Consider the following 20,962-nt stretch of genomic DNA (forward strand, 5'->3'; position numbering starts at 1 on the left):
GGTCCGGTCGGGCGGCCGAAGGTGCGGATCCGACGAGCGGAAGGCCGGGCTCAGCGACCGCCCGGGGTGAGCAGGCCGCGGTCGAACGCGGCGGCCACCGCAGCCGCCCTGTCCTTCACGCCGAGCTTCGCGTAGACGTGCAGCAGGTGTGTCTTGACCGTCGCCTCGCTGATGAACAGCTTGCCGGCGGCCTCGCGGTTGGTCGCCCCGCGCGCGATCAGCCCGAGCACCTCAAGCTCGCGCTGGCTCAACGGCTCCCTGGCCGGCGTGCGCACCTGGCTGAGCAGCCGGGTCGCCACCGACGGCGACAGCACCGCCTCGCCTCGCGCCGCCGCCCGCACCGCGCGGAACAGCTCGTCCTTGGGGGAGTCCTTGAGCAGATAGCCGGTGGCGCCGGCCTCGATGGCGGGCAGCACGTCGCTGTCGGTGTCGTAGGTGGTGAGCACCAGCACGCGCGCCGCGACCCGGCGCTCGGCGAGCCTGCGGATGGCGGTGACGCCGTCCACCTCGGGCATCCGCAGGTCCATCAGCACGACGTCGGGGCCGAGCGACTCCGCGAACGTCACCGCCTCCGCGCCGTTGGCGGCCTCGCCGACGACCTCGAAACCCTCGGCGCGGCTGAACATGCCGCGCAGCCCGTCGCGCACCACCGGATGGTCGTCGACGATCAGCAGCCGGATCGGCGTCGCGTCACTCACCGGAGGCCGCCGACGCGATGGCGGGGACACTGGCGGAGATGGCGGTGCCGGCTCCCGGCTCGGACTCGATGTCGAGCCTGCCGGCCAGCCTCCGCACCCGTTGCCGCATGGCCATCAGCCCGAATCCCCCGTCCTGCCGGTCCATGTCGCGAGGCCGCTCCGGATCGAAGCCGACCCCGTCGTCGCGGACGTCCAGCGACACCACATCCTCCATGTAGGACAGCGTCAGCCCGACGCGGGAGGCGTACGCGTGCTTGGCCACGTTCGCCAGCGCCTCCTGCGCGGTCCGCAGCAGCGTCACCTCGACCTCGGGATGCATCGGCCGGGCGTTGCCGGTGGTGGTGAACTCGGCGGCGATCTCGTGCACCGCCGACCACCGGCTCGCGACCTCGGCGAGCGCGTCGGGGAGCCGGGCGTTCTCCAGCGACTCCGGCTGGATCGCGCGCACCGACCGCCGCGCCTCCGAGAGGCTGTCCCTGGCCAGCTCGGCCGCATTGCCGAGGTGCCGGCGCCACTCCGCAGGCGCGTCCTCGGCCTGCTCGGCGGCCTGGAGCTGGGTGACGATCCCGGCGAGGCCCTGCGCGATGGTGTCGTGGATCTCCCTGGCCATCCGCTGCCGCTCGTCCAGCACGCCGGCCTCCCGCGCCTGGGTGAGCAGCTGGGCGTGCAGGCCGGCGTTCTCGGCGAGCGTGGTCGCCAGCTGCTCGTTCTTCTCAGCCAGCGCGTCGACCATTTCCCTGCGCTTGTCGGACTGCTGGCTGACGATCCAGGCCAGCAGCATCATCGTGCTGGCCAGGGCCATGTTGAACGCGATGATCATCAGGTAGCCCAGCACGGCGGACACGGTGAACTCGCGCGGCAGGCCGCCGGCCTGCGAGGTCCCGGTGAGGAGCGCGGTGGCGGCCACGCCGAGCACCCGCCACCGCACCGGCAGCTGGATCGCGTGCAGGTAGCCGGTGAAGGCGAAGAAGCCGTAGACGGGATTGCGCAGGACCAGCACGGCGATGCACACGAGCAGGCCGACGTAGTAGACGGCCAGGATGCCGCCGCGCTTCATCCAGCCGGGGTGCAGGGTGTACATCCACAGCATCCACCCCGCGGTGACCGCGACGACGGCGAGCGTGCCGATCCAGTACCCCAGCGGCTGGGTGGCGGAGCCCAGCCCGAGCACCGTCGCGAACGCGAGCGAGCCGTAGGGGATGTAGCCGAGGACCGAGTCGATCCGCCGTTCCCAGTTCGCCAACGTGCGCATTGAAACCGGCTCAACCATCGACCCCTACCCCGTTCCCCGACTATTCCCAGCGGAAGAGCTTAGCCGCACCCAGACCTGTGACCAGCGCGATTGCCGCCATGACGAGCAGGTGCAGCGGCTGCGGCGAGCCGCCCGTCCACGCGTCCTGGAGGGCCTGCACGCCGGGCGGCATGAAGTCGCCGATGCGGGCGAGGAAGTTCGGCAGCATGTACCTGGGCAGGTAGACCCCGCCGAAGAACATGGTCAGCAGGAACACCGGCATCAGAATCCCGGTGGCGGCCTTGGCGGTCGGCGCGATCGCGACCCCGATCAGGCCGAGGCTGAACAGGGCGGCCATGCCGAGCAGGAACGCCGCCCCGAAGGCGAACAGGTTGTCGGGCAGCCTGACGTCGAACACGATGCGCCCGGTGACCATCAGCAGCACCACGGCCGCGCTGGCGAGGACGACGTTGATCAGCAGTTGCGCGCCGAGCAGCGCGGCGGGGTGGACCGGCGTCGTGGACAGCCTGCGCAGCACGCCCTTCTCGCGGTAGCCGCCGAGGCGCTGCGGCAGGGTGTTCAGGCCGAGGAACGAGAGCGTGATCACCACCAGCGACGGGCAGAACACGTCGATGAACCGTTGCCCGCCGAAGACCGCGTCGTGGTGCCGCAGCGCGGGCACGGCGCCGAGCGCCAACAGCAGGACGGTCGGGAACAGCACCGCGACGAAACTCGTGCCGATCTCGCGCAGGGCCAGTTTGAACTCGATGACGGCGATCTTGCCGAAGGTACGCATTGCAATCCCCTGAGGTCAGTTGTTGTTCTTGCGGCCGGTGAGCTCGACGAACGCGTCGTCGAGGCTGGCCTGTTCGACGCGCAGGTCGGCGGCCACGATCTGGTTGCGGGCCAACACCGACGTCACCGCGTGCAGCACGTTTCCGGTGCCGGTCACCACGATCTGGGTGCCGGTGCGGTGCACGCTGGTCACCTCGGGCAGGTCGGCCAGCAGCCGGTCGTCCAGCGGAACCGATGGGCGGAACCGGATGCGCTGCTCGACGTCCACCGTGGACACCAGGCCGGCCGGGGTGTCGAGGGCGACGACGCGACCGGTGTCGATCACCGCGATCCGGTCGCAGAGGCGTTCGGCCTCCTCCATGAAGTGGGTGACCAGCAGGATGGTGACGCCCTGGTCGCGGACGTTCTCGATGAGCTGCCAGGTGTCGCGCCGCGCCTGCGGGTCGAGGCCGGTGGTGAGCTCGTCCAGGATCGCGATCTCCGGCTTGCCGACCAGCGCCAGCGCGATGGACAGCCGCTGCTTCTGGCCGCCGGAGAGCTTCTTGAACGCGGTGTTGCGCTTGTCGGCGAGCCCGAGCAGGTTCAGCAGCTGCTCCCAGTCGGCGGGCTCGCGGTAGAAGGAGCTGTACAGGTCGAGCGCCTCCCAGACCTTGATCCGCTCGGGCAGCTCGCTCTCCTGGAGCTGCATGCCGACGCGCTGCCGCAGCTCGTCGCGGTCGGTGACCGGGTCGAGGCCGAGCACCGAGATGGTGCCGCCGTCGGCATGGCGGAGTCCACCGACGCACTCCACGGTGGTGGTCTTGCCGGCGCCGTTGGGGCCGAGGATCCCGAAGATCTCGCCGCGCTCCACGGTGAACGACACGTCCTGCACGGCGACGTGGTCGCGGTACACCTTGTGCAGGTTCCTGACTTCGATGATCGACATCGGCCCCCGGCCCTCTCGTCTCGGTGCCCCTGTGGCACGAGACAAGCGTCGCTGTCGGGACCCCTGATCCGGATCGCCCGGTCGGCCACCATGGGCGGCCGGTGTGGCTGAGGGGTGGATCAACCGATCGGTTGATGCCGGGGTCGACCGCGCTCGCCGAACTGGGGGAGCCCGCCGAACTGGCGGAGCCAGAGGAGCCGGCGCGGAAGAGGGGGCGCGGAGGGGGCGGACCGGCCCAGTCGTACCGGTCCGCCCCCGTTCCATCGCGGCACTGCTGCCGTTGCGATGGAACCGGTATGGGCTGACAGAGCCGCCGCATGTCAGCCCATACCGGGGTCATCGGATGTCTCGCCGACCCGAGGGTCCGGCCTCGCCCGTCTCCCGCCGGCCGGACGTTGATCGGTAGTTGTTGACCGGTGGTGCTCTCGGGTGTTACTCATTCGGCGTTACAGAAAAACCGTAAACGTTTTCGGGGCTGAGGTCTAGACCTAATTCGAGGAGAGATCGGATCTCTCGGCGGGCCCCTGGCGCGGTGCGCCATGATGGCGGCAGGGTGGGTTCGGTCAGGAAGGTGGGGGCGCGTGGCGGTGACCATTCGCGAGGTGGCGCGACGCGCGCAGGTGTCGGTCGCCACCGTGTCGCGCTCGCTCAGCTCGCCGGGCCTGGTGCGCCAGGAGACCAGGGAGCGCGTGCTGGCCGCCGCGGCCGAACTCGGCTACCAGCCCAACCGGGCGGCAAGGGGGCTGATCACCGGACGCACCGGCAACCTCGGCATCGTCGTGCCCGACCTGGAGAACCCGTTCTTCACCGGCGTGCTCAAGGCCGTGCAGGCGCAGGCGAGGCACGCCGACTACGCCGTGTTCGTCGCCGACAGCGACGAGGACCCGGTCGCCGAGGTGAAGCTGCTCCAGACGATGGCCAAGCAGGTCGACGGCGTCGTGCTGTGCGCGCCGGGGCTGACCGACCAGCAGGTGCACGAGGCCGCCGAGGGCACCCCGCTGGTGCTGCTCAACCGCAGCCTGCCCGGCATCCCCGCCGCGCTGATGAACAGCGCGGATGGCATGCGGCAGATCGTGGACCATCTGGTCGCGCTCGGCCACCGCCGCTGCGCCTACCTCAACGGCCCGCACACCTCGTGGTCCAACCAGGAACGCCTGCGCGGACTGCGCCCGGCGGCCCGGCGGCGCGGCCTGGACCTGGTAGAGCTGGGTCCGTTCGCGCCGAGGTACGAAGGCGGCCTCCAGGCGGCGGACCTGGCATTGGCCGAGGACGTGACCGCGATCATCGCCTACAACGACATCATGGCGCTCGGCGTGTTGGCGAGGCTGCGGGACCGGGGCGTGCGGGTGCCCGAGGACGTCAGCGTCACCGGCTTCGACGACCTGACCTTCGCCGCCCTGTGCTCGCCGGCGCTGACCACGGTGGCCATGCCGGTGGCCCCGGCCGGCCGGGTCGCGGTCGACCTGCTGTTGGACTGGCTCGCCGCCGACGGCGGCGAGGCCCCGCATGTCACGCTGGACACCCAGCTGATCGTGCGCGGCACCACCGCGCCGCCGTCGTCCGGCTGAGTCCCGCGCGCCACGCAGCCGCCGGACCCCGTCGACCGGACGTCCGAGCCGTGCGCCGTGCCGGTCGTGCCGGTCGAGGCGTCGGAACTGTGGCACGGCCTGGTCCGACCGTCGTTGGCCTCCGGCGCTGGTTGCGCACCGGAGGCCAACGCGCGAATCAGCCGGTGACGCTCGGCTTACCGGTCTCGATGTGGCCGGCGAAGCGGCGCGCGAAACTCGCGTCCGTGTTGATCGTCGCGGTCAGGTCGTACCAGCCGTCGCCGTGGCACACCGCGTCCCACGTGTGGTTGACGGTCTTGCCGGCGGGAACCCGGTAGGTCCACGGCCCGTCGGCGCGGTAGTGGTTGGCCTTCACCGTGACGGTGACCTCGCTCGTGCCGGTGTTGCTCATCGCGAGCTGCAACTGCGGCTTGGTCCCGCCGACCAGCGACGCGACGATCTCCACCGCCGCACCGGGCTTGGCCATGTCGCCGGCCACCCTGCGCACGAAACCGTTGGGGCCGTGCATGGTCAGGTCGTACTTCCCGCCGCCCCACTGCTTGATGTTGAACGTGTCGCTGACGGTCGCGCCCGGCGCGACGTCGTAGGGCCACGGGCCGTCGGTCTGCCCGTCGGTGCGCCGGATGCTGACCTGCAACGCCGTCGCGCCCTGGTTGGTCAGCGTCACGCCGAGCTTGCCGGCCGCGACGTCCAGCTTGGTGCTCGCCCCCGGCTGGTAGGGCAGCGGCCGCGCCCGGCGGGTGCCCGGCTCCTGCTTCGGCGGCTGCTGTGCGCCGACGGCCGGCACGCTCGGCTTGGGCAGCTTCGACTCGGTCGCGTCGGCCTCGGCCCGCAGCTTCGCGGTGTCGGGCAGCAACGGGATCGTGGTGTTCTTGACGCCGAAGTCAAAGCAGCTGGTCAGGTCGCCGCAGATGGCACGCCGCCACGCGGAGATGTTGGTCTCCCGTACGCCGGTCCACGCCTCGAGGAACCGCAGCACCGAGGTGTGGTCGAACACCTGCGAGTTGACCCAGCCGCCCCGGCTCCACGGGGAGATCACCGTCATCGGCACCCGCGCGCCGAGCCCGATCGACCGGCCGTTGACGTACTCGCCCGGCGTGCCGCCCGGCGCGACCGGCGGCGGCACGTGGTCGAAGAAGCCGTCGTTCTCGTCGTAGTCGATCAGCACGACCGTCGACTCCCACAGCTTCGGGTTGTCCCACAACGCCTTCAGCACGCCCTGCGTGTAGGCGGCCCCGTCGACCGGGCGCGCCTCAGGGTGCTCGCTGTAGCCGTACGGCGAGACGACCCACGACACCCGGGGCAGCGTGCCCTTCTTGCAGTCGGCGATGAAGTCGGCAAGCACGTGGTTGACGTCCTTGCCCTTGCCGGAGTCGGGCTGCCAGGTGTCGAACACGCCAGCGCGGTCGGCCAGGTCCTTCTTGGCCGGGTCCTTCAGCGCGTCGTGGTAGGCCTGGAACAGCCACAGCGGGTTGTCGCCGTAGTCGCCGACGAACGGGTGCGCGCCGTCGTCGCCGACCTCGTTGTTCGCGTAGACCTTCCAGGAGACCTTGGCGTCCTGGAGCCGCTCAGGGTAGGTCTTCCAGGTGTAGACCGGGTTGTAGTCCGCCGGGTTGTAGTAGGCGGGGCCGCCGTGCTTGCCCTCGGCATCGATGGTGCCGGTGAACAGGTACAGCCGGTTGGGCGTGGTGGGACCCTGCACCGAGCAGAAGTAGTTGTCGCACACGGTGAACGCGTCGGCGAGCGCGCGGTGGAACGGGATGTCGGCCTGGGTGAAGTACCCCATCGTCATCTCGCCCTTGGCCGGGATCCAGGCGTTGTTGGCGCCGCCGGCGATGGCCTGGTGCTGGTCGTTCCAGCCGTGCCCGAGGTCGCCCATGTCCTGGCCGTCGACCTTGCTGGTGTCCACGTGGAAGGGCAGCAGGAACTTGCCGTCGGAGCGGCCGCCGTCGGGCTGGTGGAACACGTCGTTGCCGGTGGACAGCTGCGCTGCGGCGCGGTCGCCGAACCCGCGCACGCCCCGCATGGTGCCGTAGTAGTGGTCGAACGACCGGTTCTCCTGCATGAGGATCACGACGTGCTGGACGTCGTCCAGCTTGCCGGACCTCCTCGGCTCGGCCAGCGCCTCCGCCATGCCAGGGGGCAGGACGTTGAGCGCCCCGGCTGCGGCGACGCCACCGGCGACGCCGCCGAGGAAACGACGACGGTTGATGGACGAACTCGACTCGGCCATATGGCGGCCCTCTCGGTCGGTGGGCAGGGTCCCCAGTGAGCGGGACCGACTGTAGATGAGCCCAAACGCGCGAAGAAGCCTCCAATTGAGCACTAAATGAACAAGAAGCAACACTTTGGGTGTTGATACGGGAGATGGGCGTCGACGCCGTGGCGCGCGCCGGGTACGACGGCAAGGCAGGATGATCACACTGCGCTGCCGGATGCTTCCCCTTCGACGGTGTCAGCGGCCATGATCGAGCCCTTGAGGAGGTGACCCGAGGAGGTGACCACTGTGCGCAGAGTCCGGGGCGGCGTGCTGGTGGCGCTGGTCGCCGTGCTCGCGACGGCGTGCGCCGCCGGGTCCACCGCGTCCGCCCCGCCGGACCCGTCCGCCGTCTCGATCGGCTTCGTCGCCGAGCCGGCGAACTTCGACTTCACCCACACCGACGGCGCGGCCATCCCGCAGGCGCTGCTGTACAACGTCTACGAGGGCCTGGTGAAGCTGGACGAGCGCGGCGCGATCGTGCCGCTGCTCGCCGAGTCCTGGACGGTCAGCGAGGACCGCACCATCTACGACTTCCAGCTGCGGTCCGGCGTCACCTTCGGCAACGGCGCGCCGTTCACCGCGCAGGACGTCAAGTTCAGCCTCGAGCGCGTCAGGACCGCGTGGACGATCTCGCTGAAGTCGAAGATGGACGTGGTCGACCACGTCGAGGCGGTGTCCCCGACGCACGCCAGGGTGGTGCTCGCCAGGCCGAGCAACAACTGGCTGTTCGACCTGACCAGCCGGGTCGGCGCGATGTTCACCCCGACCGGCGTCGCCGACCTCGCCACCACGCCCGTCGGCACCGGGCCCTACACGGTGGCCGCGCGCAACCGGGGCGACTCGATCGTGCTGCGCGCCAGAACCTCCTACTGGGGCGCGAAACCGGCCTATCCGACGGTGTACCTGCGGTACTTCCGCGACCCGACCGCGCTGAACAACGCGCTGCTGAGCAATCGCATCGACGTGATCTCCTCGATCGCCGCGCCGGACTCGGTGCCGCAGTTCGCCAGCGACACCCGGTTCCAGGTGATCGAGGGCACCACCACCGGCAAGGTCGTGCTGGCCTACAACAACGCCCGGGCGCCGCTCACCGACGTGCGGGTGCGCCGCGCGATCAGCTACGCCATCGACCGCAGGGCGCTGCTGGACACGGCATGGGGCGGGCACGGCACGCTGATCGGCAGCATGGTGCCGCCGACCGACCCCTGGTACACCGACCAGACCGCTGACTACCCCTACGACCCCGACCGGGCACGGGCGCTGCTCGCCGAGGCCGGCGTGCCGCATCCGACGCTGCGGCTGCGCGTCCCGAACCTGTCCTACGCGGTCTCGGCCGCCCAGGTGGTCAAGTCGGACCTCGGCAAGGTCGGCGTGACGGTGAACATCGAGCCGCTGGACTTCCCCGCCGTGTGGCTGAAGGAGGTCTTCACCGGTCACGACTACGACCTGTCCATCATCAACCACGTCGAGGCCCGCGACATCGTCACCTTCGGTAATCCCAAGTACTACTGGGGCTACGACAGCCCGAGGGTCCGCCAGCTGCTTGCGGAGGCCGACAGCGGCACCGAGCAGCGGCAGGTCGCCGACCTGCGCGAGGTGGCGCGCGCGATCAGCGCGGACGCCGCCGCCGACTGGCTCTTCCTGTTCCCCAACATGATCGCGGCCAAGAAGCGGGTGACCGGGTTGCCGCACAACCAGGTCGGCGAGTCCTTCGACCTCGCCCTGCTCGGCCGGGCCTGACCATCGCAAGCATCGGAACCATCGGAACCATCGGAAGGGAGGTGCGTGCGAGGTGCTGTACCAGTTCGCCAGGCGACTGCTGATCCTGCTGGTGAGCCTCGCCGTCGCCTCGGTCGCGGTGTTCCTGTTCCTCGCCGTGTTGCCTGGCGATCCCGCGCAGGTCGCCCTCGGCGTGAACGCGACCCCGGAGCTGCTGGCCAACACCAGGCACGAGTTCGGGCTGGACCAGCCCCTCGTCGTGCGCTACCTGCGCTGGATCGGCGGGGTCTGCGTCGGCGACTTCGGCAGGTCGTATGTGACCGGCGACGCCGTCGCCCCGCAGGTGTTCGACCGGCTCGGCGTGACGCTGTGGCTGGTGGGCGCCGGCATGCTGGTGGCGCTGCTGATCGCCGTGCCGGCCGGGACGTTCGCGGCGACGCGGCACCGCCGGCCGAGCGGCATGCTGATCTCCGGCGCGAGCCAGCTCGGTGTCGCGGTGCCCGCGTTCCTGGCCGGCGTGCTGCTGGTCCGGGTGTTCGCGGTGCAGCTGCGACTGCTGCCCTCGGGCGGCTGGACGCCGCCGAACCAGGACCCGGTGGAGTTCCTGCGCGGGCTGATCCTGCCGGCGCTGTCGCTCGGGCTGGTGCAGGGCGCGGTGCTGACCAGGTACGTGCGCTCGGCCGTGCTCGACGTGCTGCGCGAGGACTACCTGCGCACGGCGCGGGCCAAGGGGCTCACGCCGTTCCGGGCGCTGGCGCGACACGGCCTGCGCAACGCGGCGGTGCCGGTGGTCACCGTGCTCGGCTTGCAGCTGGCCACGCTGCTGGTCGGCGCGGTGGTGGTCGAACGCGTGTTCGTCGTGCCCGGCCTCGGCAGCCTGCTGCTGGACAGTGTCGGCAACCGGGACCTGCTCACCGCGCAGGCCGTGGTGCTGCTGCTGGTGGTCGCCGTGCTGCTGGTCAACTTCGTGGTGGACCTGCTGTACACGGCGCTCAATCCCCGACTGAGGCAGGGCGCATGACTGAGAGCCTTGGTGGCGCACAGGTCCCGCACCCGACGGGACGCGCGGCGACGCGGGTTCGCGGCGGGCGCGGGCTGAGTCTGGCGGTCGGCGCCGTGCTGGTTGGCGCGGTGCTGTTGACCGCGCTGGTGTCCTTTGCCTGGACGCCGCACGACCCGCTGCTGGTGGATGCCGCCGTCCGGCTGCGCGGTCCCGGTGCGCAGTACTGGTTCGGCACCGACAAGTTCGGCCGCGACCTGGCCAGCCAGCTCATGGTGGGCGCCCGCACCACCCTGTTCGTCGGCTTCGTCGCGGTTGGGGTGGCCGCCGTGCTCGGCACGCCGCTCGGCGTGCTCGCGGCGATGTCGCGAGGCTGGGTCGGCGAACTCGTCATGCGCGCCAACGATCTGGTGCTCGCGTTTCCCGCGCTGCTGCTGGCGATCATGTTCGGCGCGGTGTTCGGTTCGAGCACCGGCACAGCGATGATCGCGATCGGCATCGCTACCGTGCCAGCCTTCGCGCGGATCGCGCGCGGCGCCGCGCTGTCGGTGCTGGGCAGCGAGTACGTGCTGGCCGCCCGCGCGGCCGGCCGAGGCAGGGTCGCGATCGCCGTGCGGCACGTGCTGCCCAACATCGCCGGGCTGCTGATCGTGCAGGCTTCGGTGTCCTTCGCCATCGCGGTGCTGGCCGAGGCCGCGCTGTCCTTCCTCGGCTTCGGCACGCGCCCGCCGACGCCGTCCTGGGGCCGGATGTTGCAGGAGTCGCAGGAACTTCTCGCCGTCGCGCCGAGGCTCGCGCTGGTGCCCGGCCTCGCGATCGCGCTCGCCGTGCTCGGGTTCAACCTGCTCGGCGACGGCCTGCGGGACCGCTTCGACCCCCGACTGGAGCGGCGCCGATGACCCCGACGGCGGAGCAGGTGCTCGACGTGCGCGGCCTGACCGTGTCCACCGGCGGGCTGGACCTGGTGAGCGACATCGGCTTCCGGGTCGGCCCGGGTGAGCGGGTCGGGCTGATCGGCGAGTCCGGGTCGGGCAAGTCGCTCACCGCCGCCGCCGTGCTCGGCCTGCTGCCGGACGGGTTGCGCGCCACCGGCTCGGTGCGGTTGACCGGCGTCGAACTGCTCGGCGCCTCGGAGCGCGCGCTGTCGGCCGTCAGGGGCAGGCGGATGACCACGGTGTTCCAGGAGCCGATGACGGCGCTCAACCCGTCGATGCGGGTCGTCGACCAGGTCGCCGAGGTGATGCTGGTGCACCGCACCCGACCGGACCGACGCTCGGCCCGCGCCGCCGCCGTCGAGCTGCTGGCCGGGGTGCGGCTGCCCGACCCGGTCGAGGCCGGCCGCGCGTACCCGCACCAGCTCTCCGGCGGTCAGCGCCAGCGGGTGCTGCTGGCGATCGCCCTCGCGAACGACCCCGAGCTGCTGATCTGCGACGAGCCGACCACGGCGCTCGACGTCCGCGTGCAGGCCCAGGTGCTCGACCTGATCAGGGGCGCCTCGGCCGCGCTGCTGTTCATCACGCACGACCTCGCGGTGGTGGCGAGCGTCTGCGACCGCGTGCTGGTGATGTACGGCGGCCGGCTGGTGGAGGCCGGGCCGGTGGCCGAGATCTTCCGCAGGCCACGGCACCCCTACACCCGGGGGCTGCTGGACGCCTCCGACCTGGACAGCACCGACGAACGTGGGCGGCTGCGCACCATTCCCGGCTCGGTGCCAGCCGCCGGCGCGTTCCCCGAGGGCTGCGTGTTCCGCACCCGGTGCGCCGGCGCGGACGACGACTGCGTCGACCTCCCGCCGTGGACCGGCACACCCGAGGCCGGCACGGCCTGCTGGCATCCGTTGGGGGCACCCGATGTCCGAGCCTGAACCGATCATCGAGGCGCGCGGCCTGACCAGGCACTACCGGCGGCCGCGCCGCTCGCTGCTGCGGCCGGGCCGGGCCGTGCCCGCGCTGCGCGACGTCTCCTTCACCATCCACAGTGGACAGAGGTTCGGCATCGTCGGCGAGTCCGGTTCGGGAAAGTCCACGCTGATCCGGCTGCTCGCCGCCCTGGACCGGCCGACCTCGGGCACCGTCACCTTCGCCGGGCGGGAGATCCACGGCGTGCCAGAGCGACAGCTCGGCTTCCTGCGCCGCGACCTCCAGGTCGTCTTCCAGGACCCGACGGGATCGCTCGACCCCAGGATGCGGGTGCGCGACATCGTCTGCGAACCCCTTGTCGCGCATGGACATCCGGACAGGGCGGGCCGCCTCGCCGAGCTGCTGGCGGCCGTGGGGCTGCCGGAGGACACCGCGCGCAGCTACCCGCACCAGCTCTCCGGCGGCCAACGCCAGCGCGTGTCGATCGCCCGCGCGCTCGCGCCGGAGCCAAGGGTGCTGGTCGCCGACGAGGCCGTCAGCGCGCTGGACGTGTCGGTGCGGGCGCAGATCCTCAACCTGCTGGCAGACCTGGTTGAGCGCTACTCGCTGACGCTCGTGTTCGTCTCGCACGACCTGTCGGTGGTGCGGCACGTCTGCGACACCGTCGCGGTGCTGCACGCAGGCGAACTCGTGGAACTCGGTCCCGTCGACCGGGTCTACCGGTCCCCGCGACACGACTACACCCGCGAGCTGATCGCGGCGGTGCCGACAGTCCGGTCAGCGCTCACCCGGTTTTCGCGAGAGGAGCCGCAGCAATGACCAGTGCCCCCAACGGTCCGGTGGACTACTCGAGACTGTTCCGGCTGGACGGCAGGCGGGCCGTGGTGATCGGGGCCGGCAGCGGCATCGGCCGCGAGTCCGCGCTGGCGCTGGCCGCGCAGGGCGCCACCGTGGTCTGCGCCGACCGCGACCTCGCCTCGGCGCGGGACACCGCCGACCTGATCGGACCCGACGCGGCCGCGCGCGAACTGGACGTGCTCGACCCCGAGCAGGTGCGGGCCGCCGCCGAGGACGCCGGCGACGTCGACGTGCTGGTGCTGACGGCGGCGACCAACGTCCGCAAGCGGCTGCTGGACTACACCACCGAGGAGTTCGAGCGGGTCGTCGGGCTGAACCTGGGCGGCGCGTTCGAGGTGATCCGCGCGTTCGGCGGGCCGATGGTGCGGCGGGGGAGCGGCAGCATCATCGGGTTCGCCTCGATCCGCGCGACCACCGTCGAGCCGGGCCAGGGCGTGTACGCGGCGACCAAGGGCGGCCTGGTGCAGCTGCTGCGGACCGCCGCTGCCGAGTTCGGTCCGGCTGGTGTCCGCGTGAACGCGGTCGCGCCCGGCGTCGTGGAAACCCCGCTCACCGCGCAGATCAAGGCAAACCCAGACTGGTACCGGGCGTACGCGGAGAAGAGCGCGCTCGGCAGGTGGGCGCGGGCCGACGAGATCGCCGGCGCCGTGGTGTACCTGGCCTCGGACGCCGCGAGCTTCGTGACGGGCGCGGTGCTGCACGTGGACGGCGGCTGGACCGCGGTGGACGGCCGCTACGACCCGCCGAGGGTGTCGTGACGGGGCTCGCCGACCTCACCGCCGCCGACCTGCTCGCCGGCTACCGGGAGCGCTCGGTGTCCCCGGTCGAGGTGGTCGCCGCCGTGCTGGCCAGGATCGAGGCGGCCGAGCCAACGCTGCGGGCCACCTACGCGCTCGACCCCGACGCGGCGATGGCGGCGGTGCGCGTGTCCGAACAGCGGTGGCTGCACGGCGCGCCCGTCGGCGAGCTGGACGGCGTTCCGGTGACGGTGAAGGAGAACATCGCCACCAGGGGAACCCCGGTGCCGCTCGGCTCGGCGGCCACGGACCTCGTGCCGGCGGAGCACGACGCGCCGCCGGCCGCCAGGCTGCGCGAGGCGGGCGCGGTGCTGCTCGGCAAGACCACCATGCCCGACTACGGCATGCTGACCTCCGGCCTGTCCAGCTTCCATCCGTTGTCCCGCAACCCATGGCGCGTCGACCGCACCCCGGGCGGCTCCAGTGCGGGAGCCGCGGCGGCGGCCGCGGCCGGCTACGGCCCGCTGCACATCGGCACCGACATCGGCGGCTCGATCCGGCTGCCGGCCGGGTGGTGCGGGATCGTCGGCCTCAAGCCGAGCTTCGGGCGGGTGCCGGTGTTTCCGCCCTATCCCGGCCGGGTCGCCGGCCCGCTGACCAGGACCGTGACCGACGCGGCGCTGGCGATGTCAGTGCTGTCCGGTCCCGACCAGCGCGACCACATGTCGTTGCCGCCCAACGACCTTCCGTGGCTGATGCTGGACTCGGACCTGGCGGGCCTGCGGATTGGCCTGCTCCTGGACGCCGGGGTCGGCGCCGACCCCGAGCCGGAGGTGCTGGCCGCCGTGCGCGCCGCCGCGCTCGCGTTCGAGGCCGCCGGCGCGGTGGTGGAACCCGTCGATCCGTTCCTGGACAGGGAGATGCTCGACGGCCTCGACCGGTTCTGGCGGGTGCGGTTCTGGTCCGAGTTCGCCGCGATGCCGCCGGACCGGCTCGACCGGGTGCTGCCCTACATCCGCCGCTGGGCGGAGGGCGGTGCCGAGATCACCGCGACCGAGGCGTACCGGGGGTTCGCGCAGATCGACGTGATGAGCGCGGCGGCCAACCGCGCGTCGGCCTGCTACGACTACCTGCTCTCGCCTGTCGCGCCCATGCCGGCGCCCCCGGCCGAACTGCCCTCGCCGACCGACGACCCGGACCGGCCGTTCGAGCACATCGGCTTCACCGTGGCGTTCAACATGTCCGGGCAGCCCGCGCTGTCGCTGAACTGCGGCTACACCGGCGACGGGCTGCCGATCGGTCTCCAGGTCGTCGGCCGCCGCTTCGACGACCTCGGCGTGCTGCGCGTCGGCCGCGCCTACGAGTCGCTGCGCCCGCCGCAGCGGGAGTGGCCGACGACACCCGTGCGGTGATCGGCACGGACGCGCACACTGACGGCATGACCTGCGCCCTGGTGACCCCGTGGTGGCGCGCCCGTGCCACCGACACCGCCGCGACCGAGGTCGACGGCGAGGTGGCCGCCACGGCGATCCTCAACTGGCGGCACCCTCGCGTCGCCGCGCTGCTCGACGTGGTGCGCCGCCACGAGCCCGCCGACGCGGCGGAGCTGCTGCGGGTGGCGCACCACGTGATCGCCGACACCGTCCGGCCGGTCTACTCGGTCGACGACGCGCAGCCGGTCTCGCGGACGCTGCGCCGGGGCCGGGGCTCGTGCAGCCAGCGCCTCGCCGCGCTGGAGGCCGTCGCCCGCGCGTCGGGCGTGCCGACCAGGGTGCGCGGGCTGCTGGTCGACGGCAGCTTCTGGTACCCGCGCTTTCCCCGCCTCAGGTTCCTCGTGCCGGACCGGGTCCTGCTCGCGTGGCCCGAGTTCCTGTTGGGCGGCAGCTGGATCCAGGCGGCCGAGCTGTTCGGCAGCCTGGCCGAGCTTGGCGACGGCGCGGCGAGCGGCTTCACCAACGCCGACGGGGAAACCCTGTTCGACGCGCTGTCCCGCACCGCGGTCGACTGGAACGGCGTCACCAGCCTGCCGGGCGCCTGCTCGGCCTGCGACCTGTCCGCGACGGTGCTGGCCGACCTCGGCAGGTTCCCGTCGCGCGACGCGCTGTTCGCCGCGCACGGCCAGACGCTGTCCCCGCCGGTCAGGACGCTGGCCGAGCCGGTCCTCAGCCGCTGGTCGCCGGTTCAGTAGTCCTTGAGCGCCAAGGCGTTCACCACCTCGCCGAAGTCCTGGAAGTCGACCTCCTCCGGCGCCTCGGTCGGCTCGCCTTCACCCATGGCGGCCGCGGCCTGAGCCTCCACCCGCGCCTTGTTGGTCAGCGCCAACTGCTGGTTCTGCGTGACGTACTCGCGCAGTTCGCGCTCGTAGCCCGCGAACGCCGCACCGTGGTCGCCGCCGGCCGCCTTGAGCTCGCCGGCGAGCACATACGCCCCGACCAGCGCCATGCTGGTGCCCTGACCCGACATCGGCGATCCGCAGTAGCCCGCGTCGCCGAGCAGCACCACGCGCCCGCGCGACCAGCTGTCCATGCGGATCTGCGCCATCGAGTCGAAGTGGAAGTCCGGCGCGTCCCACATGTGCTTGAGCGCGGTGGGGAACTCCCAGCCAGCGTCGGCCATCCGCTCGGCCATCAGCCGCTTCTGGGCGTCCACGTCGCGGTGGTCGTACTCGATCGGCTCGGCCGACTCGAAGCCGAGGTAGGCCCGCGCCTCGGTGTTGTCGCGGGCGCTCATGATGCCACCGCCGACGGGCCCGGCCTGGCAGAACACCTGCCAGTGGTCCAGGTCAAGGAAGTTGGGCACGGTGAACACCGACAGGTAGGTGCCGAGGTGGTGGATGAACTCCGACTCGGGGCCGAACGCCAGCGAGCGCACGGTGGAGTGCAGGCCGTCCGCGCCGACCACCAGGTCGAAGGTGCGCGGCGCGCTGCGCTCGAAGGTGACCGCGACGCCGTCCCCGTCCTGGGTCAGGGTCGCGATGGAGTCGTCGAACAGGTACTCGGTCCGGTCGCCGCCAGCCTCGATGAGCAGCCGGGCCAGGTCGTCCCGCATGATCTCCACGTCGGGGCTGGCCACGTCGCCGCCGGTGATCGTGTGTTCGGTGCTGCGGTAGAGCTCGTTGCCCTCGGCGTCGACCATGGTCATGCCGCGCATGCCGGTGCTCAGCCCGCGCAGCTGCTCGAGCAGGCCCATCCGCTCGACGACCTCCAGCGCGGGCCCCCGGACGTCGATGGCCTGCCCGCCGGGACGCGGGCCGGGCGCGCGCTCGACCACGGTGACGTCGAACCCGTGGCGGTCCAACCAGAAGGCGAGGGCTGGGCCGCCGACGCTGGCGCCGGAAACGAGGATCGTCGTGTTCTTCATCGCGGTCTCCACAGATCGGTTGCTCTGCCGGGGGTGTTTTCCGGCTGACTCAGACCCTGGTCGGCCGTGCTGACCGCCCGCGCACCGTCCGCTGACCGTCCTCGACGGACACGGTCAGCGGACCTCACGGCACCGGGAAGAAGCAGACCGCGTCGGTCGTCACGCCGTCGTCCAGAACACGTCCAGGAAATATCAGGGACCGCCGCATAGCGTTGCGACGCAAGGAAGTTCCGCTCCGGAAAGGAATGCGCGCAATGCAAACGAAGTCGAAGGCGTTCAAGCGGACCGTGACGGCCGTCGCGACGTTCGCGCTTCTCGGCGTTGGCTCCATCGTGGGCGCCGGCGCCGCGAACGCGTCGACCACCACCTGCCTGTACAACGGCTGCGTCACCGGCACCATTCCGTCCAACGGCAACCACCAGGTGTGTTTCGGTGGCTGGAACGAGGCGTTGGCGGACTGGGGCACCACGGAGCTGTGGGACCTGGACACCGCGACCAGGGTCGGCGTCGTGGACACCAACGGGTGGGGCTGGACGACCAAGTGCGTCGGCGGCCTGTACGGCGCGAACTACTACGGCGTCGGCAAGGGCCCCGGCGTCCACGTCAAGGTCTGGAACTGATCTCGATCGGCGGGCACGCCTGACGCGTCGGCCGGCTCTCTGCGGAGAGCCGGCCGACGCCGGCGTCAGTCGACGAGGTCGGCGAAGTCGATGAGATCCGCGAAGACCTCCTCGACCGGCGTCCCCACGTCGTCGACGGCCTCGCGCGGGGCCGGGGCCCAGTGCGGCTCAAGGCCCTGTTCCGGGTGCCACCGCGCGGCGGCGGCCTTGCGCACTCCGCAGGCCCGCAACCGGTCCGCGAGCATCGCCACCGTCGCGTGCGGCCGCGCGCGCAGGCGCGCCGCGGCGAAGCGGATCCCCAGCGGCAGGTGAATGCACAGCCGCACCACCTCGGCGACGGCCTCGGGCTCGGCCATCGCCCGGTCGCCGACCATGCCGACGAACAGCGCCCTTGCCTCGTCTGCGGTGAGCGTGCCGAGCGACAGCGACACGGCGCCGTCCAGCCCGACCAGCGTGTCCCGGCTGGTGACCAGCACCATGGCACCTGGCGTGCCCGGGATCAGCGGCCGGACCTGCGCCGAGTCGACGGCGTCGTCCAGCACGATCAGCGCCCGCCTGCCCGCCAACTCGGTGCGCCACAGGGCGGACCGCTCGTCCGGGTCGTCCGGGATCCGCTCGGCCGGCACGCCGACGGACCGCAGCAGCGTGGCCAGGACGGCCGCGCTGGTGGCCGGCGGCCGGTCCCTGGCCCGGCCGCGCAGGTCGACGAACAGCTGCCCGTCGGGGAACCGCTGCGTCAGCGCGTGCGCGAGGTGCACGGCGAGCGCGGTCTTGCCGACGCCGGGCATGCCGTTGATCACGGCGATGACCATCGTCCGCGCGGTCCCCTTCGACAGTGCCGTCAGCGTCGCGAGCTGCGCGACCCGACCGGTGAAGTCGGGCAGGTCGTAGGGCAGCTGCCGGGGCGTGTGGCGCGTCGCGGTCGCCGTGGTCGCCTCGCCAAGGCCGTCGACGGCGGCGCTGTCGTTGCGCAGGATGCGCGCGTGCAGCTCGACGAGCGGTGGGGTCGGGTCGAGGCCCAGCTCGTCGGCCCTGCGCCTGCGGGCCGCGTCGTACACCCGGAGGGCCTCGGCCTGGCGTCCGCAGCGGTGCAGCGCGAGCAGCAGCTGCGCGAGCACCTGCTCGCGCAGCGGGTGTTCCCGCGCGAGCCCGGTCAGCTCGCCGAGGACCTCGCGGTGCCGGCCGGCCCGCAGTTCGAGGTCGATGGCCTCCTCGGTGGCCGCGAGGCGCTCCTCGGCGAGGCCCGCGCGGATCAGCTCGACCAGCGGCGTCGGCGCCAACCCGGCGAGCGGCGTGTGGCGCCAGAGCCGCAGCCCGGCGCGGATCGCCCGGTGGTCGCCCGCCGCACGGCCCTCGGCCACCAACCGCCGGAACGCGTGCAGGTCGACCAGGTCTGCCGGCAGGTCGAGCAGGTAGCCGCCGGCGCGGCGGAGGATGGTCGTGTCGACGGGCCGCAGCGCCGCGCGCAGCCGGGACACGTAGGTCTGGATCAGGCCGCGCGCGCCGGCCGGCGGCCGCTCGGCCCACAGGCCCTCGATCAGCCGGTCGACCGGCACGCACCGGCCGGCGTCCACGGCCAGCAGCGCCACGACGGCCCGCTGCATGGGCGGCCCGATCGGCAGCAGGTGCTGCCCGTGGCCCACCTCGACTGGGCCGAGTAGGCCGATCTGCGCTATGGGTGACACTGGCCGCCTTCCCATGCCGGACAATCGTCGGTCGTCAGCCATCCTGGGGCTGGGCGCTGGCAGGGTCCTGGCAGGTTGTGACAGTCGGTGTGTCACTCCGTAGGGGCGTTTCGACATTGCTGGATCTGGGCATTCGGTTGCCTGATTGTTGGTTCGGGTATAGGACCACTGGGCGGAGCCGCGAAGGGGGGCACGATGGCGAGCCACCAGGGTCAGCTGGTCGACGACCGGTATCGACTCGGCACGGTGCTCGGTGTCGGCGGCATGGCCGAGGTGCATCGCGCCTGGGACCTGCGGTTGAGCCGGGCCGTCGCCGTGAAGCTGTTCGCGCCGGGAGCCGACGAGGTCGCTCGCCGCCGGTTCGAGCAGGAGGCGCGGGTGCTGGCCGGGTTGACCCATCCCGGCCTGGTCACCGTCTTCGACGCCGGGGTCAGCGACGGCCGGGGCTACCTGGTGATGCGGCTGGTCGACGGCCCGACGCTGCGCGCCGCGCTGGACGACGGCCCGCTGGGGCCGGCCCGGACCCTGCGGCTCGGCGCGGCGCTCGCCGCCGCGCTGGCGCACGTGCACCAGCACCGGATCATCCACCGCGACCTCAAGCCGTCCAACGTCCTGCTCGGTCCCGAGGAGGAGCCCTACCTGGCGGACTTCGGCATCTCGCTGCTCGCCGACACCACCAGGCTGACCCAGTCGGGTCAGTTCATGGGGACCGCGGCCTACCTGGCGCCCGAGCAGGTGCGCGGCACTGAGGTGGGGCCGCCTGCCGACGTCTACGCGCTCGGCCTGGTGCTGCTGGAGTGCCTGACCGGCCGACCCGAGTACCGGGGCACCGGCGTCGAGGTCGCGATGGCGAGGCTGAGCAGGCGGCCGAGGGTGCCCTGGACGCTGCCGCGCGGCATGGGCGACGTGCTGAGCGCCATGACAGCGACCAAATCGGACCACCGCCCCGACGCGGCCGAGTGCGCGCGCCGGCTGACTGCGGTGTGCGAGGACCTGCCGGCCGACGGCGCCGCGACGCCGGGGGACTGGACCCGCCTGCCGCACCGCGCCACCGCGCGGCTGTCCGAGGCCGTGGGCGCCCCGCTGACCGGCGCGCGCCGGGTGGTGGCGGTCTCCGCCGGGCTGCTGCTGCTCACGGGCGCCACGGCCACGGCGCTGCTGCTCTCCATCGGCGGGGCCGGTCACGGCCAGTCCGGGGCCGAACTCAGCAGCCAACCGGCGCCGACCGGTCCGGCCGCCCGCTCGGCCGCGGCGCCCCCGACGGGTGTCACGACCGGCAACGGCGCCGGGGACGGGGACGGCGTGCCGCCGCAGGCCGATGTCGGGCACGACCTGCCCACCGTGACCACCACGACCGTCCCGGCGTCGGGGGCCGTCGCGTCGGGCACGCAACCGCCGGTCCGGCAGCAGCCGAGCGGCACGGCGGTCGCGCAACCGCAGAAAGACCTCAAGAAGACCGTCCCGACCGACGGAAACGGCTCGCACGGCGGGGACGGTCAGGGCGGCGACGGGAACGGCAACCACGGCGGTGACGGACACTAAGGGCTCTGGGCGGCCGTTTCTGGCGGCCTAGAAGTGTCCTGAAGATCTTGTCTGGCCGGGGGGGCAGATGGGACGGGGCCACCCGCCCCTTGTTCTTACCCCGGG

At 72.1% G+C, this 20,962-nt stretch carries 18 protein-coding genes; 11 read left to right on the top strand and 7 right to left on the bottom strand.

Translation table 11 applies throughout. The features are described from left to right. Positions 1-50: 50 nt before the first annotated feature. Genes F0L68_RS30490 through F0L68_RS30505 form a run of 4 tightly spaced genes read right to left on the bottom strand, consistent with a single transcriptional unit; the run spans position 51 to position 3,649 of the window. Positions 51-698 carry a response regulator gene (locus tag F0L68_RS30490; RefSeq protein WP_223199267.1) on the bottom strand — a complete coding sequence of 216 codons (648 nt, stop codon included), beginning with the start codon at positions 696-698 and terminating at the stop codon, positions 51-53. Beyond that, the gene (locus F0L68_RS30495; RefSeq protein WP_223199268.1) at positions 691-1,950 is read right to left on the bottom strand and encodes a sensor histidine kinase; all 1,260 of its coding nucleotides are present in this window, start codon (positions 1,948-1,950) and stop codon (positions 691-693) included. The genes F0L68_RS30490 and F0L68_RS30495 overlap by 8 nt, the downstream gene beginning before the upstream one ends. Before the next feature lie 40 nt (positions 1,951-1,990). Beyond that, positions 1,991-2,725 (bottom strand): ABC transporter permease, encoded by a 735-nt coding sequence (locus tag F0L68_RS30500; RefSeq protein ID WP_149853307.1) that lies wholly within the window; start codon positions 2,723-2,725, stop codon positions 1,991-1,993. A gap of 15 nt (positions 2,726-2,740) precedes the next feature. After that, entirely contained in the window at positions 2,741-3,649 is a 909-nt protein-coding gene (locus F0L68_RS30505; RefSeq protein WP_149853308.1) for an ABC transporter ATP-binding protein, read from the bottom strand. Between the two features lie 581 nt (positions 3,650-4,230). Here F0L68_RS30505 and F0L68_RS30510 point away from each other — a divergent pair. Beyond that, a complete protein-coding gene (locus F0L68_RS30510) occupies positions 4,231-5,217 on the top strand; it encodes a LacI family DNA-binding transcriptional regulator (RefSeq protein ID WP_149853309.1) in 987 nt (328 codons plus the stop codon). Positions 5,218-5,374: 157 nt separating this feature from the next. Here the strand turns inward: F0L68_RS30510 and F0L68_RS30515 are convergent, their stop codons facing one another. Continuing rightward, positions 5,375-7,450, bottom strand: a complete 2,076-nt coding sequence (locus F0L68_RS30515; RefSeq protein WP_149853310.1) for a phosphocholine-specific phospholipase C — start codon at positions 7,448-7,450, stop codon at positions 5,375-5,377. 273 nt (positions 7,451-7,723) lie between these two features. Here F0L68_RS30515 and F0L68_RS30520 point away from each other — a divergent pair, with 273 nt between their 5' ends. Genes F0L68_RS30520 through F0L68_RS30555 form a run of 8 tightly spaced genes read left to right on the top strand, consistent with a single transcriptional unit; the run spans position 7,724 to position 15,838 of the window. Further along, positions 7,724-9,217 carry an ABC transporter substrate-binding protein gene (locus F0L68_RS30520; protein ID WP_438672330.1) on the top strand — a complete coding sequence of 498 codons (1,494 nt, stop codon included), beginning with the start codon at positions 7,724-7,726 and terminating at the stop codon, positions 9,215-9,217. Between the two features lie 52 nt (positions 9,218-9,269). After that, a complete protein-coding gene (locus tag F0L68_RS30525; RefSeq protein WP_188316916.1) occupies positions 9,270-10,217 on the top strand; it encodes an ABC transporter permease in 948 nt (315 codons plus the stop codon). Next, positions 10,214-11,095 carry an ABC transporter permease gene (locus F0L68_RS30530; protein WP_149853311.1) on the top strand — a complete coding sequence of 294 codons (882 nt, stop codon included), beginning with the start codon at positions 10,214-10,216 and terminating at the stop codon, positions 11,093-11,095. The genes F0L68_RS30525 and F0L68_RS30530 overlap by 4 nt, the downstream gene beginning before the upstream one ends. Then, on the top strand, positions 11,092-12,060 hold the full coding sequence (locus F0L68_RS30535; RefSeq protein ID WP_149853312.1) for an ABC transporter ATP-binding protein: 969 nt from the start codon (positions 11,092-11,094) through the stop codon (positions 12,058-12,060). Before F0L68_RS30530 ends, F0L68_RS30535 begins: the two co-directional genes overlap by 4 nt. Continuing rightward, the gene (locus F0L68_RS30540; protein ID WP_149853313.1) at positions 12,047-12,874 is read left to right on the top strand and encodes an ABC transporter ATP-binding protein; all 828 of its coding nucleotides are present in this window, start codon (positions 12,047-12,049) and stop codon (positions 12,872-12,874) included. The genes F0L68_RS30535 and F0L68_RS30540 overlap by 14 nt, the downstream gene beginning before the upstream one ends. A 20-nt stretch (positions 12,875-12,894) precedes the next feature. Continuing rightward, the gene (locus F0L68_RS30545) at positions 12,895-13,671 is read left to right on the top strand and encodes an SDR family NAD(P)-dependent oxidoreductase (RefSeq protein ID WP_149853329.1); all 777 of its coding nucleotides are present in this window, start codon (positions 12,895-12,897) and stop codon (positions 13,669-13,671) included. Further along, the gene (locus F0L68_RS30550) at positions 13,668-15,062 is read left to right on the top strand and encodes an amidase (RefSeq protein ID WP_149853314.1); all 1,395 of its coding nucleotides are present in this window, start codon (positions 13,668-13,670) and stop codon (positions 15,060-15,062) included. Before F0L68_RS30545 ends, F0L68_RS30550 begins: the two co-directional genes overlap by 4 nt. Positions 15,063-15,088: 26 nt before the next feature. Beyond that, entirely contained in the window at positions 15,089-15,838 is a 750-nt protein-coding gene (locus F0L68_RS30555) for a transglutaminase domain-containing protein (RefSeq protein WP_149853315.1), read from the top strand. On the opposite strand, the gene F0L68_RS30560 is transcribed toward F0L68_RS30555, so the two are convergent. Continuing rightward, entirely contained in the window at positions 15,832-17,010 is a 1,179-nt protein-coding gene (locus F0L68_RS30560) for an FAD-dependent monooxygenase (RefSeq protein ID WP_149853316.1), read from the bottom strand. The two genes, F0L68_RS30555 and F0L68_RS30560, sit on opposite strands and share 7 nt — an antisense overlap. Before the next feature lie 254 nt (positions 17,011-17,264). Here F0L68_RS30560 and F0L68_RS30565 point away from each other — a divergent pair, with 254 nt between their 5' ends. Next, positions 17,265-17,630, top strand: a complete 366-nt coding sequence (locus F0L68_RS30565) for a hypothetical protein (RefSeq protein WP_149853317.1) — start codon at positions 17,265-17,267, stop codon at positions 17,628-17,630. Between the two features lie 65 nt (positions 17,631-17,695). Here F0L68_RS30565 and F0L68_RS30570 read toward each other — a convergent pair whose 3' ends face one another. Further along, positions 17,696-19,315 carry an AfsR/SARP family transcriptional regulator gene (locus F0L68_RS30570; protein ID WP_188316917.1) on the bottom strand — a complete coding sequence of 540 codons (1,620 nt, stop codon included), beginning with the start codon at positions 19,313-19,315 and terminating at the stop codon, positions 17,696-17,698. 195 nt (positions 19,316-19,510) lie between these two features. Here F0L68_RS30570 and F0L68_RS30575 point away from each other — a divergent pair, with 195 nt between their 5' ends. Next, the gene (locus F0L68_RS30575) at positions 19,511-20,857 is read left to right on the top strand and encodes a serine/threonine-protein kinase (protein WP_149853319.1); all 1,347 of its coding nucleotides are present in this window, start codon (positions 19,511-19,513) and stop codon (positions 20,855-20,857) included. Positions 20,858-20,962 lie beyond the last annotated feature (105 nt).

Source organism: Solihabitans fulvus (assembly GCF_008386585.1).
Lineage (GTDB): Bacteria > Actinomycetota > Actinomycetes > Mycobacteriales > Pseudonocardiaceae > Solihabitans > Solihabitans fulvus.

What these genes read in the sequence shown, in the direction of transcription:
- F0L68_RS30530 (WP_149853311.1), top strand. Translation starts at nt 10,214, where the DNA reads ATGACTGAGAGCCTTGGTGGCGCACAGGTCCCGCACCCGACGGGACGC.
- F0L68_RS30560 (WP_149853316.1), bottom strand. Translation starts at nt 17,010, where the DNA reads ATGAAGAACACGACGATCCTCGTTTCCGGCGCCAGCGTCGGCGGCCCA.
- F0L68_RS30495 (WP_223199268.1), bottom strand. Translation starts at nt 1,950, where the DNA reads ATGCGCACGTTGGCGAACTGGGAACGGCGGATCGACTCGGTCCTCGGC.
- F0L68_RS30500 (WP_149853307.1), bottom strand. Translation starts at nt 2,725, where the DNA reads ATGCGTACCTTCGGCAAGATCGCCGTCATCGAGTTCAAACTGGCCCTG.
- F0L68_RS30535 (WP_149853312.1), top strand. Translation starts at nt 11,092, where the DNA reads ATGACCCCGACGGCGGAGCAGGTGCTCGACGTGCGCGGCCTGACCGTG.
- F0L68_RS30575 (WP_149853319.1), top strand. Translation starts at nt 19,511, where the DNA reads ATGGCGAGCCACCAGGGTCAGCTGGTCGACGACCGGTATCGACTCGGC.
- F0L68_RS30515 (WP_149853310.1), bottom strand. Translation starts at nt 7,450, where the DNA reads ATGGCCGAGTCGAGTTCGTCCATCAACCGTCGTCGTTTCCTCGGCGGC.
- F0L68_RS30540 (WP_149853313.1), top strand. Translation starts at nt 12,047, where the DNA reads ATGTCCGAGCCTGAACCGATCATCGAGGCGCGCGGCCTGACCAGGCAC.
- F0L68_RS30565 (WP_149853317.1), top strand. Translation starts at nt 17,265, where the DNA reads ATGCAAACGAAGTCGAAGGCGTTCAAGCGGACCGTGACGGCCGTCGCG.
- F0L68_RS30555 (WP_149853315.1), top strand. Translation starts at nt 15,089, where the DNA reads ATGACCTGCGCCCTGGTGACCCCGTGGTGGCGCGCCCGTGCCACCGAC.
- F0L68_RS30505 (WP_149853308.1), bottom strand. Translation starts at nt 3,649, where the DNA reads ATGTCGATCATCGAAGTCAGGAACCTGCACAAGGTGTACCGCGACCAC.